The organism is Halomonas korlensis, assembly GCF_900116705.1.
GTDB lineage: Bacteria > Pseudomonadota > Gammaproteobacteria > Pseudomonadales > Halomonadaceae > Halomonas > Halomonas korlensis.
This window is the reverse complement of the sequence record NZ_FPBP01000016.1, coordinates 24,320-41,897: the sequence shown is the minus strand read 5'-3', so window position 1 is coordinate 41,897 and position 17,578 is coordinate 24,320. Positions and strand designations below refer to the sequence as shown.

Here is a 17,578-nt window from a genome sequence, read left to right as displayed (position 1 = left end):
ACGCAGCATAAGCGCAGAGGTGCCCCCTTTTTCAGCTTAGCGACGCAGGCTGAGGCGCTGGATAAGTGCCTGATAGCGCTCGAAGTCCTTGCGCTTCAGGTAATCCAGCAGCTTGCGACGCTGGTTAACCATACGGATCAGGCCACGACGCGAGTGGTGGTCCTGCTTGTTAGTCTTGAAGTGATCCTGCAGGCCGTTGATGTTGGCGCTCAGCAGAGCCACCTGAACTTCGGGGGATCCGGTATCGTTGTCGCCACGACCAAATTCGTTGACGATTTCGGCTTTCTGTTCAGCGGTCAGTGCCATCTGTCTCTCCAGTAAGCAATATGCCTGAGTGGTGAAAAGAGTGAGACCACGCATATTTGCAGTCTCGAACGTTTCTCCTTCAATCGACTGCCGTGTTGAGCAGTCGTTTCGGCGCCACCTCCTGTGGCCCCGTTACCGTGCCGAGGCCCAGAAAGACCTCGTCATGGTAGAGTCTCGCGATCTCGCCTACCGCCAGCCCGTCGGTGTCAACACCGGCCGGTTGGCCGTGGTTCAGTCGTCGGCCCGCCTCGCCGTCCACCTTGAGCGCTGGCAGATGCGCAACAAGGGCATCCACGGGCAGCAATGTCGCCTCGCGCTCGCCCTGGCCAGGCAGCTCCTCGAGTGTCTCGAGGCTCAACATGTCCGCGGCCTCGAAGGGCCCGGTTGCCAGGCGACGCAGCGCACTGATATAGCCGCCACAGCCCAAGGCACGGCCGAGATCCTCGGCCAGGGTACGGATATAGGTACCCTTGCTGCAACGCACCTCGAGCTCGAAGGCCTCGCCCTCGAAAGCGAGGAGGCGCGCATCATACACCGTCACGCGACGCGCTGCACGCGCTACCGTCTTGCCTTCCCGCGCCAGCTCGTAGAGCTTGCGCCCTTGGTGCTTGAGCGCCGAGTGCATGGGCGGCACCTGATCGATGTCGCCGCGAAAGCCTTCGAGCGCTGCCTCGATATCGGCCTCGACGAGAGGCGGCACCGCGAAGCGCTCGACCCGCTCGCCTTCGGCATCGCCGGTGTCGGTGAACGCCCCCAGTTCGACGCAGGCGCGATAAACCTTGTCGGCCTCCAGCAAATACGCCGAAAACTTGGTCGCCTCACCGAAGCAGACCGGCAACAACCCCGTCGCCATAGGGTCCAGCGTCCCGGTATGGCCGGCTTTCTGCGCCTGGAACAGGCGTCGCGCCTGTTGCAAGGCGTGGTTGCTCGACAGACCCTTGGGCTTGTCAAGCAGCAGAACACCATTCACAGGGAGGCCACGGCGACGACGCGCCATCAATCACGACCCTCCCGGTCATCCAACGCCTCGCCCGGCTCGTCCCGCGAGCCATCTTCGACGTCCTGACGCAGACGATCGCTTTGTACCGCTTCGTCGATCAGCGATGACAACCGCTGGCCGCGCACCACGCTCTCATCAAAGTGAAAGCGCAGTTCGGGCACATGGCGCAGCTTGACGCGCCGGGCGATCTGGCTGCGCAGGAAGCCGGCGGCCTGCTTGAGAACCTTGAGGTTCTCCTTGATCCGCGCGGCATCCTCCTCTCCCAGCAGCGTCACGTGAACGTCGGCATAGCCGAGATCACGGCTTACCTCGACGCCACTGACGGTGACCATGCCCAGGCGCGGGTCCTTGACCTCACGCTGGATGAGTACTGCCAGCTCCTTCTGGAGCTGATCAGCGACTCGGTCGGTACGCTTGAACTCGCGCATTAAGGCCTCCTCGAGCGGTTAGAGCGTGCGCTCGACCTTGATCTGATCGAAGACCTCGATCTTGTCGCCGACCTGGACATCGTTGTAGTTCTTCACGCCGATACCGCATTCCATGCCATTGCGCACTTCCTGGACGTCGTCCTTGAAGCGGCGCAGTGACTCGAGCTCGCCCTCGTAGATCACCACATCCTCGCGCAGCACGCGGATCTTCTTGTGGCGATGCACCGTGCCCTCGATCACCATACAGCCGGCGATGGCACCGATTTTCGGTGCGCGGAAGACGTCACGAACCTCGGCAATGCCGACGATCTCTTCCTTCCACTCCGGCGCCAGCATGCCGCTCATGGCCTGCTTGACCTCGTCGATCAGCTGGTAGATGACGCTGTAGTAGCGCAGATCCAGCCCTTCACGCTCGATGATCTCGCGGGCCGCGGCGTCGGCACGCACGTTGAAGCCGACCACGATGGCGTCACTGGCCAGCGCCAGGTTGGCGTCGGTACCGGTGATACCGCCCACGCCGGAAGATACCACGGCCACTTCCACCTCGTCGGTGGAGAGCTCTTCCAGTGCGCCCTTGATGGCTTCCAGCGAGCCCTGCACGTCGGCCTTGAGCACGATGTTGACCTTGGCGGCAACATCCTGCCCCATCTGGCTGAACATGTTCTCCAGCTTGGCCTTCTGCTGACGCGCCAGGCGCACCTCGCGGTACTTGCCCTGACGGAAGTTGGCGACCTCGCGGGCCTTCTTCTCGTCGGCCAGCACCATGAAGTCGTCACCCGCCTCGGGTGTACCGTCGAGCCCCTGGATCTCCACCGGCATGGACGGGCCGACCGCGTCGACCTGCTTGCCGAGTTCGTTGGTCAGGGCGCGCACGCGGCCATAATGGAGGCCGGCGAGCACGATGTCGCCCTTGCGCAGGGTACCGTTCTGGACCAGCACGGTGGCCACCGGACCGCGACCCTTGTCGAGACGCGACTCGACGACCACGCCCTTGCCGGGCGCTTCCGGAACGGCCTTTAGCTCGAGCACCTCAGACACCAACAGGATGGACTCCAGCAGGTTGTCGATGCCCTCGCCGGTGTGCGCGGAGACGTGGACGAACTGCGTATCACCGCCCCACTCTTCCGAGATCACGCCGTGCTGCGAGAGCTCGTTCTTGATCCGGTCCAGGTCGATACCCGGCTTGTCGATCTTGTTGATCGCCACCACCATGGGCACTTCGGCGGCCCGCGAGTGCTCGATGGCCTCGATGGTCTGGGGCATCACGCCGTCGTCGGCGGCCACCACCAGCACGACCACGTCGGTCGCCTTGGCACCGCGAGCACGCATGGCGGTGAACGCCGCGTGGCCTGGGGTATCCAGGAAGGTCACGCCACCATGGTCGTCTTCCACGTGATAGGCGCCGATGTGCTGGGTGATGCCACCGGCTTCCCCGGTCGCCACCTTGGCCTTGCGGATATGGTCGAGCAGTGACGTCTTGCCGTGGTCGACGTGACCCATGACCGTAACGACCGGCGAGCGGGTGATTTCCTCGCCCTCGTAGGAGATGCCCTCGAGCACCTCGGTCTCCAGCGCATCGTCCTTGACCAGCTTGGGCGTGTGGCCCATTTCCTCGACCACGATCGCCGCGGTGTCCTGATCGATGGTCTGGTTGATGGTCACCGCGGCGCCCATGGTGAACATGGCCTTGATGACTTCATTGGCCTTGATCGACATCTTGTCGGCCAGATCGGCGACGCTGATCGACTCGGGGATCGATACCTCGCGCACGATCGGCTGGGTCGGCTTCTGGAAGCCATGCTTGCCGCCGCTCTGGCCACCGCCACCACGACGACTGCCGCGGCGCTCGGCACGCTTGACCTTCTTGCCGCCTCCCCGGCGGCGCTCGTCGCGATCGCCACGCTCGTCTTCACGGTCGCTGCGCCCCTTCTTGCCGGCGCCCGCCTTGGTGGTCGCTTTCTTGACCGCGGCGCGGCGCACGTCGCTTCGGCCTTCCTTGGGCGGTGCCGGCGGTTCGCTGGGAGAGGGCGCGCTATCGTCCAACTCTGGCACCGGAATGTCCGGCTGGGTCACGGCCTTTTCGGCCTCGAGCTTGGCCGCAGCCTCGCGAGCCGATTCTTCAGCGGCGCGTGCCCGGGTCTCCTCGGCCTCACGAGAATCGCGCTCCTCCTGGGCCTGGCGCGAATCGGCCATGTCACCCACCAGCTGGCGAGGACCGGTTTCCTGCTCCGGCTCGGGCGCAGGCGCCTCCTCTTCGGCACGCTTGACGTAGGTACGCTTTTTGCGCACCTGTACCTCGATGGACTTGCCTCGCTCACCGGTCTTGATGCGGCTCTTGGTCTTGCGCGTCAGGGTAACGCGATTCCTCGCGCCCGGACCGCCACCATGGCTCTTGGTGAGATGGTCAAGCAATTGACGCTTGTCCTCCTCGGACACGGCGTCGCCTTCCGACTTGTGTTCAAGTCCGGCATCTTTCATCTGTTCGAGCAGGCGAGGCACATCACGCCCCACTTTTGCTGCAAAATCCTTAACGGTCATTTCTGACATTACGACCCTCCTCAGCCCGTGACCTAATACTGTTCGCAATCGAATGATTCATGATTCGAATGATTCGACATCGAGCTAGATGCTCTTGAATTATTCGCCTTCGAACCACGGCGCACGGGCAGTCATGATCAGTGCCGCGGCGCGCTCCTCGTCCATTCCTTCGATGTCCAGCAGATCATCGACGGATTGTTCGGCAAGATCTTCCATGGTGACGATCTTTCGGCTGGCCAGGATGTAGGCCAGGTGACGTTCCATGCCGTCCATTTCCAGCAGGTCGTCGGCCGGCTGGGCGCCATCGAGCTCCTCTTCGGAGGCGATGGCCAGGTTCAACAACTCATCCTTGGCGCGGGCGCGTAGCTCTTCGACCGTTGCTTCATCGAACTCTTCGATCTCAAGCATTTCTTCCACCGGCACATAGGCGACTTCCTCGATCGAGGTAAAGCCTTCCTCGACGAGCAAGCGCGCCACATCTTCGTCAACTTCCAAGTGCTGGATGAAGTGTTCGACCAGGCTGTCGATCTCCTGGTCGCGCTTGTCCTCCGCCTCGTCCTCGGTCATGACGTTGAGACGCCAGCCGGTAAGCTCAGAGGCCAGGCGAACGTTCTGACCGCTGCGGCCGATGGCCTGGGCCAGGTTGTCCTCGGCGACGGCCACGTCCATCGCATGGGCGTCCTCGTCGACGAGGATCGAGGCGACCTCTGCCGGTGCCATGGCGTTGATGACCAGCTGGGCGGGATTGTCATCCCACAGCACGATATCCACCCGTTCGTTCTGCAGCTCCGAGGAGACCGCCTGAACGCGCGAGCCACGCATGCCAACACAGGCACCGACCGGGTCGATGCGCCGGTCATTGGTCTTGACGGCGATCTTGGCCCGCGAACCCGGATCACGCGCCGCGCCCTTGATCTCGATGAGCTGCTCGGCGATTTCCGGCACCTCGATCATGAACAGCTCGATGATCAGCTCCGGACACGTGCGCGACAGGATCAGCTGGGCGCCGCGCGCTTCAGGGTCGACCTTGACCAGCAGGGCACGCACCCGCTCGTTCATGCGGTAGCGCTCGCCCGGGATCATCTCGCTGCGCGGCAGGAACGCCTCGGCGTTGTCGCCCAGATCGATGATCAGGCCATCACGCGTCGTCTTCTTGACGATACCGGCGACGAGCTCGCCTTCTCGCTCGGCGTAGATGCGAACGACTTCGGCTCGCTCTGCCTCGCGGACCTTCTGCACAATGACCTGCTTGGCGGTCTGGGCGGCGATCCGGCCGAAGGAAGCATTCTCGATACGCTCCTCGACGACATCACCCAGCCCCAGCGGCGGGTCGCGGCGCTGGGCATAGGAGAGCTTGATCTGGGCATCGGGGCCGTCGAAGTCGTCGTCCTCGATCACTTCCCAGCGGCGAAACGTCTCGTAGTCGCCCGTGCTGCGGTCGATGTGTACCCTAACGCTGGCTTCTTGATTCTCGAAGCGCTTGCGCGATGCGCTGGCAAGTGCCGCCTCGACGGCCTCGAAAATCACCTCGCGGGGCACGCCCTTCTCGTTGGAGATCGCATCAACGACCGTCAGTATTTCTCTACTCATGCCTTTGCCTCGCCAGAAAACCTGTCCTTGACCACCATCTTCATATGTCGACCCCGGGTGCTGAGCTCAATCATCGAAGCGGGGCACCAGACGCGCTTGATCGATGGTGTCGATGGGAAAGCAGTATTCTTCGCCGTCGAGTTGCAGCAGCACATCATCGCCCTCGACGCCGGCCAGCAACCCCTGGAATTTGCGTCGCCCATCGAAGGGAGTGCGCAGCTTGATGTTCACCTGGTGGCCGCGATAACGCGTGAAGTGGTCGAGCGTAAAGAGCGGCCGATCCATGCCCGGCGAAGACACCTCGAGGCGATATTCGCCATGGATGGGATCCTCGACATCGAGCACCGCGCTCACCTGGCGACTCACATCGGCGCAATCGTCGACCGTCACGCCATCGTCATGCTCGATGTAAATCACCAGCCGTGTGTGCTTGCCCTGGGACAGGTAATCGATGCCCCACAGCTCGAGGCCCATGGAAGTCACCACGGGCTCGATCAGCGCTTGCAGTGCCGCATCCTTGATTGCCACGGAAAAACTCCTACAGCCGTTGCATCAGGCACCTGGCCGGGAGTCAGAAGAGTCAGGTGGCTGATGGACATGGAACGGATCAACACCCGTCATGCCCTGCATCGCCGGGTTGTCTGCTAACAAAAAGCCCCTTCACAGGAAGGGGCTTTTACAAGAAACCTGTAGTACCTCTTCCTCTTCGGCGGCGCTATCTGACTTCGATGAGACCCGAAGACGCCTGCCAGGAAGATGGTAGCGGGGACCGGATTTGAACCGATGACCTTCGGGTTATGAGCCCGACGAGCTACCAGACTGCTCCACCCCGCATCAATCTAGGTCGAGGACTTTACGCCTGCCGGTGTTTCGCGTCAAGACGTATCGCACTCTATATTGCCTTATTGCCAATCCTGCTACTGACAATGCGATGGACGCTTCGACTGGCGTTGCCCCCATCGTTATATCGGGTGGTGCCGAAGGCGGGACTTGAACCCGCACGACCATAAGGTCACTACCCCCTCAAGATAGCGTGTCTACCAATTCCACCACTTCGGCATCAGGGAGGCTGGATTTCAGCAAGACCTCAGTCGCTGCTTTCCTCTAGCACTGGCGCGGTATTATCCACGTCGTCGCTGTCATCGTCAAGGGTTGGCACGCCCTGCTGACGCTCGACCAGCTCGGCATCTGGGATGCCTGCCTGGGGCGCGTCACCTGCCTGGCTGGCGAACCAGGCCAGGGCCAGCGACGTCACGAAGAACGCTACGGCAAGCACGCCGGTGAACTTGGCCAGAAAGCCGCCACTGCCGCGCGAACCGAACACGGTCTGGGAGGCGCCGCCCCCGAAGGCGGCACCGGCTTCGGCACCCTTGCCCTGCTGCAGCAGGATAAGCGCAACCAGGGCGATGGCAATCGCCACGTGGATCATGAGAATAGCAACTTGCATGGATTCAACCTGCTGACTGACAGATGGCTAGAAAATCGTCGACCTTGAGCGAAGCACCGCCCACCAGGCCGCCGTCGATGTCCGGCTGGGCAAGCAGCTCGGCGGCGTTGCTCGCCTTCATGCTGCCGCCATAGAGCAACTGCATGCCCTCGGCCAGGGGCGCCGAGTAACGCGCCAGGCGAGCGCGAATGACCTCATGCACGGCCTGCGCCTGCTCTGGTGAGGCCGTGCGTCCGGTGCCGATGGCCCACACCGGCTCGTAGGCGATCACCAGACGCTGGCGCTGATCCGCTTCGAGGGCGTCCAATACCGCCTCGAGCTGGCCGAGCACCACCGCCTCGGTCCGTTCGGCCTCCCGCTCCTCAAGGGTCTCGCCCAGGCACAGCATCGGCACCAGGCCTGCGGCAAGCGCGGCCCTGACGCGCGCCAGCACGGCCGTGTCGTCCTCATGGAATAATGCGCGCCGCTCCGAGTGCCCCACCAGGACATATTGCGCCCCGAGTTCGGCGAGCATATTGCCGCTCACCTCACCGGTAAAGGCGCCGGAGGGCTGATCGCTGAGGGTCTGGGCGCCCACTACCAACGGTCCCGCCTTGAACGCCTTGTTTGCCGCCTCGAGATAGGGAAAAGGCACCATCAGCGCCGCGCTCACTCCGCCCGGCAATGCGTCGCTGGTGACCTGGCGACCGAAGTGTTCGATCAGCTCCCGAGAGCCGTTCATCTTCCAGTTACCGGCGATCAATGGCGTGCGCATCGGGTGTCCTCTTTCAAGGTGGTGCGAAATGGTATAGGAGTGCTCTGGCCAAGACAACCACAGCCGCGGCCGGGCCGCCCAGGTCGGCTACTAGCTCAGCAACCCCTCGACCTCGCCTGCCAGGCGACGCGCCAGCCCATCCACATCAAGGTGAGCGCGACCCTCGACCATGACGCGAATCAACGGCTCGGTACCGGACGCCCTCAGCAACACCCGCCCTTGATCGCCGAGCTCCGACTCCACGGCGCTTACCGCTTGCTTGAGCGCGTCCTTTTCCAGCATCGCCTTGGCATCGCTGCCCGGCGTCAGGCGAACGTTGACGAGCACTTGCGGCGCTTTTTCCAGGCCCGACAGCAGGCGGCTGAGCGGCTTTTCCTCGCGCACCATGATCGCCAGCACCTGAAGCGCGGAGACGATGCCATCGCCGGTGGTCTGAACATGGCCGCAGACGATATGGCCCGACGACTCCCCGCCGAGCTGCCAGCCGTTCGAGGCCAGTCGCTCGATGACATAGCGATCGCCCACCTTGGCGCGCTCGAAGGGAACCTGTAAGGCCTCGAAGGCCGCCGCCAGCCCGAAGTTGCTCATCACGGTGCCGACCACGCCACCGCCCAACTGGCCACGGGAATGGCGATCGCAGGCGATCAGGTAAAGGATATCGTCGCCATCGATCTCGCGCCCGTCGGCATCCACCAGCAAAACCCGATCGCCGTCGCCATCGAAGGCCACCCCGAGATCGGCGCCTTGCTGGATCACCTCGGCCCGCAACCGCGCCGGATGCGTGGAGCCCACCTCCTGATTGATGTTGAAACCATCGGGGGTGGCGCCGATCACGCTGACTTCGGCACCCAGCTCACGAAACACGCTGGGTGCAATGTGGTAAGTCGCGCCGTTGGCGCAGTCGATCACCATGCGTAGACCATGCAGACTGAGCCGGTCGGGGATGGTCGACTTGCAGAATTCAATGTAGCGCCCGGCGGCGTCATTGACGCGCACCGCCTTGCCCAGGCGGTCAGCGGGAACGGTGGTCAGCGGCTCCTCGATCATGGCTTCGATTCTTGCCTCGACCGCATCGTCGAGCTTGACACCCTCGGCGGAGAAGAACTTGATGCCATTGTCGGCAAACGGGTTATGCGAGGCCGAGATGACGATGCCGGCATCAGCACGAAACGTGCGCGTCAGGTAAGCGATGCCCGGCGTGGGCATGGGGCCGAGCAGCATCACATCGACACCCGCTGCCGAAAGCCCGGCCTCCAGCGCCGACTCGAACATGTAACCGGAAATCCGCGTGTCCTTGCCGATCAGTACCCGGGCGCGCCCCGTCTCGCGCGCCAGCACTCGTCCCGTGGCCCAGCCCAGCTTGAGCATGAAATCCGCGGTAATCGGCGCCTCGCCCACGGTGCCGCGGATGCCGTCGGTGCCAAAATAACGTCTAGTCATGTTCGAAACCTTCCTTGAGTACCGCCCAGGTCATGTTCACTGCGTCCACCGTGGGACCGACATCGTGGACACGCAGGATTCTCGCTCCCCGCTCGACAGCCAGGGCCGACAGAGCCAGGCCGCCGGGGAGCCGCTCTTCGACCGGGCGTGCCAACACCTTGCCGATCATGCTCTTGCGTGACGTGCCGACCAGCAAGGGCAGTCCGAGACGCTCGAGACGCTCCATGCGGTTCAGCAGGCGCAAGTTATGCTCCACGGTCTTGCCGAAGCCGAAGCCAGGGTCCAGCAACAGACGCTCGCGACGCAGGCCCGCCGCTTCGCAAGCCGCGATACGCGCCTCGAGATAGTCGGCGACCGCTTCCTCCACGGGCCTATCATAGCGGGGCGCCTGCTGCATGTCGTGGGGCTCGCCTTGCCGATGCATCAGGCAGACCGGCAGGCCCGTCCCTATGGCGCCTTCCAACGCCCCGTCACGCTCCAGCGCACGGACATCATTGATCATTCCCGCGCCCAGCGAGGCACTCTCGCGCATCACCTCGGGGGCGCTGGTGTCCACCGACACCAAGGCGTCGAGTTCGCGAACCAGTGCTTCGACCACCGGCGCCACCCGGTCAAGCTCCTGTTGAGGGCTGATCGTCGCGGCGCCTGGACGGGTCGACTCGCCGCCCACGTCGATGATCGCGGCCCCCTCGGCGAGCATGCGCTCGGCATGACGCAAGGCGTCGTCGAGCACCAGGTGCTGCCCGCCGTCGGAGAACGAGTCGGGGGTCACGTTGAGTATTCCCATGACGCGTGGGTAGGAAATATCGAGGCGATGCCGCCCACACGGCAGGTGTATCGATGCGGTACTGGCCATCATGCTGCCTGAATCAAGGAATGAATGAACACCAGACGTGAGAAGGCGCCCCGCGGGGCGCCTGCCTGATACGCGCTACCTGAGATTTCAGCTGCCAGCCGGCCCCCCCAGCGGGTCGGAAGGCCGGCGGCGGGGGCCGTCGTCGTTCTCGTCGCCATCGGCCTGGCCGGGTGCCTCGGGTGCGGCCTGCGAGCCAGAGTCACCGGCCGAAGGCGCGCCACTGCTGGGGTCGTCCCAACCCTCGGGAGGGCGTGGATCACGCCCTTCCATGATGTCCTTGAGCTGGGTGGCGTCGATGGTTTCGTATTTCATCAGCGCCTCGGCCATGGCGTCCAGCTTGTCGCGGTTGTCCTCGAGGATCTGCTTCGCCTGGGCGTAGCAGCCATCGATGATCTTGCGGACTTCCTTGTCGAGGCGGGTGGTGGTTTCACCGGACTTGAGCTTGCCGCCCTGGCCGGGTCCGCCGAGGAACTGGTGTGACTCGTCCTCGTCGTACATGATCGGCCCCATTTCATCGGAGAGCCCCCACTTGGCGACCATGTTATGCGCAAGCTCGGTGGCACGCTTGATGTCGTTGGACGCCCCGGTGGTCACGCCGTTGGGTCCGAGCGTCATTTCCTCGGCGATACGGCCACCGAACAACGAGCAGATCTGACTGATGATCTGCTGACGCGACAGGCTGTAGCGATCGGCCTCGGGCAGGAACATGGTGACACCCAGCGCCCGGCCACGGGGAATGATGGTGACCTTGTAGACCGGGTCATGCTCCGGCACCACTAGCCCGATGATCGCGTGGCCCGACTCGTGGTAAGCGGTATTGAGCTTCTCCTTCTCGGTCATGACCATGGACTTGCGCTCGGCGCCCATCATGATCTTGTCCTTGGCGAGCTCGAGTTCATCCATGCCCACCAGGCGCTTGTTGCGACGCGCGGCGAACAGCGCAGCCTCGTTGACCAGGTTGGCCAGGTCGGCGCCGGAGAAACCAGGCGTGCCGCGGGCGATCAGCGAGGGCTTGACGTCATCGGCCAACGGTACCTTGCGCAGGTGCACGTTGAGGATATGCTCGCGCCCCCGCACATCGGGCAGTGCTACCACTACCTGGCGGTCGAAGCGGCCCGGGCGCAGCAGCGCCGGGTCGAGCACGTCGGGACGGTTGGTCGCGGCAATGACGATGATGCCTTCGTTGGCCTCGAAACCGTCCATCTCGACCAGCAGCTGGTTGAGGGTCTGCTCGCGCTCGTCGTTGCCGCCGCCCATGCCGGCGCCGCGTGAACGGCCCACGGCATCGATCTCGTCGATGAAGATGATGCAGGGCGCCTGCTTCTTGGCCTGTTCGAACATGTCACGCACACGCGAAGCACCGACACCCACGAACATCTCGACGAAATCGGAGCCCGAGATCGAGAAGAACGGTACCTTGGCCTCACCGGCAATCGACTTGGCCAGTAGCGTTTTACCGGTGCCGGGCGGGCCCACCATCAGCACGCCGCGCGGAATGGTGCCGCCCAGGCGCTGGAACTTGGTTGGGTCACGCAGGAAGTCGACAAGTTCCTCGACCTCCTCCTTGGCTTCGTCGCAGCCGGCCACGTCGGAGAACGTGGTCTTGATCTGATCCTGCGAGAGCAGCTTGGCCTTGGACTTGCCGAAGCTCATCGGCCCGCCCTTGCCAGTACCACCGCCTTGCATCTGACGCATGAAGAACATGAAGATGCCGAGAATCAGCAGAATCGGGAAGCTGGCAATCAGCAACCGCGTCCACAGGCTCTGCTGCTCGGGCTCTTTGCCGACGACGGTTACGTCGTTGGCAAGCAGGTCGTCCATGAGCTTGGGATCTTCCGCCGCCGGGCGGATCGTCTGGAACTGCGAGCCATCCGTGCGTTCACCACTGATGGTGTAGCCATCGATGGTGACACTGCGGACCTGCTGGTTCTGCACCTGCTCGACGAACTGAGAATAGTTCATCGTCTGCGGTGCGGTGTCGACGCTGAAGTTGTTGAACACCGTCAGCAGGACCGCCGCGATGACCAACCACAGAATCAAGTTCTTCGCCATGTCGTTCAAGGGAACACCCTCACTTCTGGAATCGTGTCGGCTGGTATGCTTATTGACTTCGACACTACATGAGCCGGTCGCGTTCAGCCACCGCCGACGTTGGATTGAGCGACTTGAGGTTCAGCCGCGAAAGCCTTCCGCCAACAAGTACACCTCCCGGGAGCGTGCTCGAGAGGCCTCGGGCTTGCGAGTCACCACGCGCGTAAAGCTGCCTCGAAGCGCCTTGAAGAAGGCATCGAACCCTTCGCCCTGAAACACCTTGGTCAAAAAACGACCACCCGGGGGCAGGGTCTGTTGCGCCAGGTCCAGGGCCAGTTCGGCAAGATGCATCGCCTGAGGTTGATCGATGGCTGCCATACCACTCATATTGGGGGCCATGTCGGACATCACAAGGTCTACCGGACGATCATTTAGGATCGTCAGGATCGCCTCGAGCGCCGCCTCTTCGGTAAAATCGCCTTGAACGAACTCGACGCCCGCCAGCGCATCCATCTCCAGGAGATCCGAAGCAACCACCAGGCCGTGCTCGCCTACCTTTTCCGCAGCCACCTGACTCCAACCGCCCGGCGCAGCACCCAGATCGATCACCGTCATGCCGGGCCGGAAGAGCCGATCCTTCTCGTCCAGCGCCAGCAACTTGTAGCTGGCGCGGCTGCGATAGCCATCCTGCCAGCGCTGCTGCACATAACGATCATCGAAGTGCTCCTTCATCCAGGCGGCACTGGTCTTGCTCACCGGCTTGCGGTCAGCACGCTTGTCGGCGCGGCGGCCCGCGTCCTGTCGAGAAGAAGGGGGTGTGGCCACGGCATTACCTGCGAAAAAACGAGGAAAAGAACGAACAGGTGGTCGGGCAGATGGTGAAGACGACAATCAATGGTGACCTTCAAACCCGGTAGCGGCAAGACATCCGAAGCATCACGCCTTTCGTCCGACGGTGTTTCGCCTTACCATGGGCGGCTGCGCGCAACCGGGAAGACGCAAGATACCATGAGCTTGTCACAGGCACAAAAGAAAGCATTTCGCAGCATCGGGCACCATCTCGACCCCGTGGTCACGGTCTCCGAGAACGGCGCGTCCGAGGGCGTACTGGCCGAACTCGAGCGGGCACTCAGCGACCACGAGCTTATCAAGGTCAAGCTGGCCCTGCCGGAGCGCGACGATCGCCGCGCCATGCTCGACGAGCTGGTCAAGACGAGTGGCGCCGAGACCATACAGACCATCGGCAAGATGGCACTGCTCTATCGGCGCAATCCGCAGGCCAATCCGAAGCTCTCCAACATCAAGCGATTCGAGGAGCATCACGGACGGCGTTAGAACGCCGAGCGCCGAGCAGGAAGATGGCAAACACCCAGGAGAAATCCAGAAAAAACCCGCCAAGTATGTTTCCCGGCGGGTTTTCTCGTTTTCTACCTCGACACCTGCCGCCCGTTACTGACCTGCTAGGCGCTGACCGAAGGGCTACAGGTGCTCGACGCTGCCGACCTCGTATTCGACTTCTCCGCCCGGGGTCCTGACCACCACCACGTCGCCTTCTTCCTTGCCGATCAGGGCACGGGCGATGGGGGATGTGACCGAGATACGGCCGGACTTGATGTCGGCCTCGTCCTCGCCGACGATGCGGTAGGTCACCTCGTCATCGGACTCCAGGTTGATCAGCTCCACGGTCACGCCAAAGATCACCTTGCCGGTCTTGGGCAGCTTGGTGACATCGATGACCTGGGCGCTCGAGAGCTTGCCCTCGATCTCCTGGATGCGGCCCTCGATGAAGCCTTGCTGTTCACGGGCTGCATGGTATTCGGCATTCTCCTTCAAGTCGCCATGCTCGCGAGCCTCGGCGATGGCAGCGATCACCTTGGGCCGAGCCTCGCTCTTGAGGTGCTCCAGCTCGTCTCGCAGGCGCTTCTCGCCGGCGACGGTCATCGGGACCTTGTTCATTGCGTTGCTCCTGCATGCAGTTCCTGTAACCGCCGCACGGTAATGGCATTGCCATACTCGAGCGCCATGCAAACGGCATTGGCCCCTGCCAGCGTCGTGGCATAGGGAACCTTGCGGGCGAGTGCAGTGCGACGGATCACCGAGGAGTCGTTGATGGCCTGGCGGCCCTCGGTCGTGTTGACGATATAGGCGACCTCGTCGTTCTTGAGCAGATCGACGATATGCGGACGGCCTTCATAAACCTTGTTAACGACCTCTACCGGCAGACCGGCCGCTTCGAGTGCCGCCACCGTGCCGCGAGTCGCACATAGGGTGAACCCCAATGTTAGCAGAGATCGGGCCACCTCGAGAACTCCGTCCTTGTCGGGATCGCGTACCGAGAGAAACGCCTTGCGCGCACCAGTCAGCGGCGGAATCGCCTCCCCGGCGCCCAGCTGCGCCTTGTAGAACGCCTCGGCGAAGGTCTCGCCACTACCCATCACCTCACCGGTCGACTTCATTTCCGGCGACAGGATCGGGTCGACCCCTGGGAACTTGTTGAACGGGAACACCGCCTCCTTGACGCTGAAGAAATGCGGCACGATCTCACGCTCGAAGCCTTGATCGGCCAGGGTCTTGCCGGCCATGCAGCGTGCGGCGATCTGGGCCAACGAGATGCCGATGCACTTGGAGACGAAAGGCACGGTGCGCGAGGCGCGCGGATTGACCTCGATGATGTAGACCTCGCCATCCTGCCAGGCCAGTTGCACGTTCATCAGGCCCTTGACGCCGAGCTCCACGGCCATCTGCCTGACCTGGCTGCGCATCTCGTCCTGCACGTGCGCCGGCAAGGAGTAGGGCGGCAGAGAACAGGCGGAATCGCCGGAGTGCACGCCGGCCTGCTCAATGTGCTGCATGATGCCTCCGATCACCACCTGCGTCCCGTCGCTGACCGCGTCGATGTCGATCTCGACGGCCGCATTGAGGAAGTGGTCGAGCAGCACCGGCGAGTCGTTGGAGACCTTGACCGCATGGGTCATGTAATTCTCGAGCTCGGAGGCGTCATAGACGATCTCCATGGCCCGACCGCCCAAGACGTAGCTCGGGCGCACCACCAGCGGGTAGCCGATCGCCTCGGCCTTGGCGAAGGCCTCTTCAAAGCTGCGCGCCGTGGCATTGGGGGGCTGCTTGAGGCCCAGCTTGTCGATCATATGCTGGAAGCGCTCACGGTCCTCGGCGCGGTCGATGGCGTCCGGCGTGGTGCCGATGATCGGCACCCCGGCGGCCTCGAGCTCGCGCGCCAGCTTGAGCGGCGTCTGGCCGCCGAACTGCACGATCACCCCGACCGGCTGCTCCTTGTCGGCGATCTCGAGCACGTCTTCAAGCGTCACCGGCTCGAAGTAGAGGCGATCGGAGATGTCGTAGTCGGTGGAGACGGTTTCCGGGTTGCAGTTGACCATGATGGTTTCATAACCATCCTCACGCATCGCCAGCGCCGCATGCACGCAGCAATAGTCGAACTCGATGCCCTGGCCGATGCGGTTGGGCCCGCCGCCCAGCACCATGATCTTCTGGCGGTCACTGACCTCGGCCTCGCACTCCTCCTCGTAGGTGGAATACATATAGGCGGTATCCGAGGCAAACTCGGCGGCACAGGTATCGACGCGCTTGTAGACCGGGCGGATGCCGAACCGCTGGCGGGTCTTGCGAAACTCCTTCTCGGCGACCCCCAGCAGGCTCGCCAGGCGCGCATCGCTGAAGCCCTTGCGCTTCAGGCGATAGAGCTCCGTGGCGCTGAAGTCGGACAGCGACCGCTTGGCCACGGCCTGTTCGGTCAGCACCAGATCCTCGATCTGCACCAGGTACCAGGGATCGATATTGGTCAGCGTGAAGACCTCGTCGACGCTCATGCCGGCGCGCAGGGCATCGGCAATGAAGAAGATACGCTCGGCACCGGCGGCCTGAAGCTCGCCCTGGATAACCGCCATGTTGTCAGGCGTGAAGTCGGTAATAATCGGATCAAGGCCATCGTTACCGGTTTCCAGCCCACGCAGCGCTTTCTGCAGCGACTCCTGGAAGGTACGACCAATCGCCATCACCTCGCCCACCGACTTCATCTGCGTCGTCAGCCGATCGTTGGCCTGTGGGAATTTCTCGAAGGTGAAGCGCGGAATCTTGGTAACCACATAGTCGATGGAGGGCTCAAACGACGCTGGCGTACGCCCACCGGTAATATCGTTCTGAAGCTCATCCAGGGTATAGCCGATGGCTAGCTTGGCAGCGATCTTGGCGATCGGAAAACCAGTCGCCTTTGAAGCCAGCGCCGAGGAGCGCGATACCCGCGGGTTCATCTCGATGACCACCAAGCGGCCGGTCTCGGGATCCATGCCAAACTGCACGTTGGAGCCGCCGGTCTCGACGCCGATCTCGCGCAACACCGCGAGGCTGGCGTCACGCATGATCTGATACTCTTTATCGGTCAGCGTCTGGGCCGGCGCCACGGTGATGGAGTCACCGGTGTGCACGCCCATGGGGTCGAAGTTTTCAATCGCGCAGACGATGATGCAGTTGTCGTGCTTGTCGCGCACGACCTCCATCTCGTATTCCTTCCAACCCAGCAGCGACTCGTCGATCAGCAACTCGTGGTTGTTGGAGAGCTCGAAACCGCGCGTACAAATCTCCTCGAACTCTTCCTTGTTGTACGCCACGCCGCCGCCGGAGCCGCCCATGGTATAGGAGGGGCGAATAATGGTGGGAAAGCCGAGTTCCGCCTGAATCTCCCACGCCTCGTCCATGGAGTGCGCGACTTTCGCCTTCGGGCACTCAAGACCGATACGCTTCATGGCCTGATCGAACAGATCGCGGTCTTCGGCCATATTAATCGCATCGGCGTTGGCACCGATCATCTCCACGCCGTACTTTGCCAGCACGCCATGCTTTTCCAGTTCAAGCGCGCAGTTCAGCGCCGTCTGACCGCCCATGGTCGGCAGCACCGCATCGGGGCGCTCGGCTTCGATGATCTTTTCCACCGTCTGCCAGGTGATCGGCTCAATGTAGGTGGCATCAGCCATGGCCGGGTCGGTCATGATGGTCGCCGGATTGGAGTTGACCAGGATGACTCGGTACCCCTCCTCGCGCAGTGCCTTGCAGGCCTGGGCGCCGGAGTAGTCGAATTCGCACGCCTGTCCGATGACGATCGGACCGGCGCCGATGATCAGGATGCTCTGGATGTCGGTACGCTTGGGCATGGGAC

General features: G+C 62.9%; 15 protein-coding genes and 2 tRNA genes. 1 reads left to right on the top strand and 16 read right to left on the bottom strand.

Annotated elements, in window-relative coordinates; all coding sequences use genetic code 11:
- Positions 1–36: 36 nt before the first annotated feature.
- The 14 genes from rpsO to rlmE form a co-directional block, all read right to left on the bottom strand.
- Positions 37–306 (bottom strand): 30S ribosomal protein S15, encoded by a 270-nt coding sequence (gene rpsO, locus BM341_RS17130; RefSeq protein ID WP_089797273.1) that lies wholly within the window; start codon positions 304–306, stop codon positions 37–39.
- A gap of 79 nt (positions 307–385) precedes the next feature.
- Positions 386–1,303, bottom strand: coding sequence for a tRNA pseudouridine(55) synthase TruB (gene truB / locus BM341_RS17125; RefSeq protein ID WP_089797272.1), 918 nt, complete (start codon positions 1,301–1,303; stop codon positions 386–388).
- Positions 1,303–1,734 (bottom strand): 30S ribosome-binding factor RbfA, encoded by a 432-nt coding sequence (gene rbfA, locus BM341_RS17120; protein WP_089797271.1) that lies wholly within the window; start codon positions 1,732–1,734, stop codon positions 1,303–1,305. The genes truB and rbfA overlap by 1 nt, the downstream gene beginning before the upstream one ends.
- A gap of 18 nt (positions 1,735–1,752) precedes the next feature.
- Positions 1,753–4,281, bottom strand: coding sequence for a translation initiation factor IF-2 (gene infB, locus BM341_RS17115; RefSeq protein ID WP_089797270.1), 2,529 nt, complete (start codon positions 4,279–4,281; stop codon positions 1,753–1,755).
- Positions 4,282–4,371: 90 nt separating this feature from the next.
- Positions 4,372–5,862, bottom strand: coding sequence for a transcription termination factor NusA (gene nusA / locus BM341_RS17110; RefSeq protein ID WP_089797269.1), 1,491 nt, complete (start codon positions 5,860–5,862; stop codon positions 4,372–4,374).
- Between the two features lie 66 nt (positions 5,863–5,928).
- Positions 5,929–6,390: a ribosome maturation factor RimP gene (gene rimP, locus BM341_RS17105; protein WP_089797268.1), complete on the bottom strand. Its 462-nt coding sequence runs from the start codon at positions 6,388–6,390 to the stop codon at positions 5,929–5,931.
- Positions 6,391–6,619: 229 nt separating this feature from the next.
- Positions 6,620–6,696 (bottom strand) — tRNA-Met (locus tag BM341_RS17100).
- Positions 6,697–6,834: 138 nt separating this feature from the next.
- Positions 6,835–6,921: transfer RNA gene (locus tag BM341_RS17095), tRNA-Leu, on the bottom strand.
- A gap of 28 nt (positions 6,922–6,949) precedes the next feature.
- Positions 6,950–7,309: a preprotein translocase subunit SecG gene (gene secG, locus BM341_RS17090; protein ID WP_089797267.1), complete on the bottom strand. Its 360-nt coding sequence runs from the start codon at positions 7,307–7,309 to the stop codon at positions 6,950–6,952.
- A gap of 4 nt (positions 7,310–7,313) precedes the next feature.
- Positions 7,314–8,063, bottom strand: coding sequence for a triose-phosphate isomerase (tpiA, locus tag BM341_RS17085; RefSeq protein ID WP_089797266.1), 750 nt, complete (start codon positions 8,061–8,063; stop codon positions 7,314–7,316).
- Between the two features lie 90 nt (positions 8,064–8,153).
- A complete protein-coding gene (gene glmM, locus BM341_RS17080; RefSeq protein WP_089797265.1) occupies positions 8,154–9,503 on the bottom strand; it encodes a phosphoglucosamine mutase in 1,350 nt (449 codons plus the stop codon).
- Positions 9,496–10,362 (bottom strand): dihydropteroate synthase, encoded by an 867-nt coding sequence (gene folP, locus BM341_RS17075; protein ID WP_175507897.1) that lies wholly within the window; start codon positions 10,360–10,362, stop codon positions 9,496–9,498. The genes glmM and folP overlap by 8 nt, the downstream gene beginning before the upstream one ends.
- Positions 10,363–10,446: 84 nt before the next feature.
- Entirely contained in the window at positions 10,447–12,420 is a 1,974-nt protein-coding gene (gene ftsH / locus BM341_RS17070) for an ATP-dependent zinc metalloprotease FtsH (protein ID WP_089797264.1), read from the bottom strand.
- A gap of 111 nt (positions 12,421–12,531) precedes the next feature.
- Complete coding sequence (rlmE, locus tag BM341_RS17065; RefSeq protein ID WP_281246505.1) at positions 12,532–13,146, bottom strand: 23S rRNA (uridine(2552)-2'-O)-methyltransferase RlmE; 615 nt, start codon at positions 13,144–13,146, stop codon at positions 12,532–12,534.
- Between the two features lie 252 nt (positions 13,147–13,398).
- On the opposite strand from rlmE, the gene yhbY reads away from it, so the two are divergent.
- Complete coding sequence (gene yhbY, locus BM341_RS17060) at positions 13,399–13,725, top strand: ribosome assembly RNA-binding protein YhbY (protein WP_089797296.1); 327 nt, start codon at positions 13,399–13,401, stop codon at positions 13,723–13,725.
- Positions 13,726–13,869: 144 nt separating this feature from the next.
- On the opposite strand, the gene greA is transcribed toward yhbY, so the two are convergent.
- On the bottom strand, positions 13,870–14,346 hold the full coding sequence (greA, locus tag BM341_RS17055) for a transcription elongation factor GreA (RefSeq protein ID WP_089797263.1): 477 nt from the start codon (positions 14,344–14,346) through the stop codon (positions 13,870–13,872).
- Entirely contained in the window at positions 14,343–17,573 is a 3,231-nt protein-coding gene (gene carB, locus BM341_RS17050) for a carbamoyl-phosphate synthase large subunit (RefSeq protein ID WP_089797262.1), read from the bottom strand. Before carB ends, greA begins: the two co-directional genes overlap by 4 nt.
- Positions 17,574–17,578: the final 5 nt, after the last annotated feature.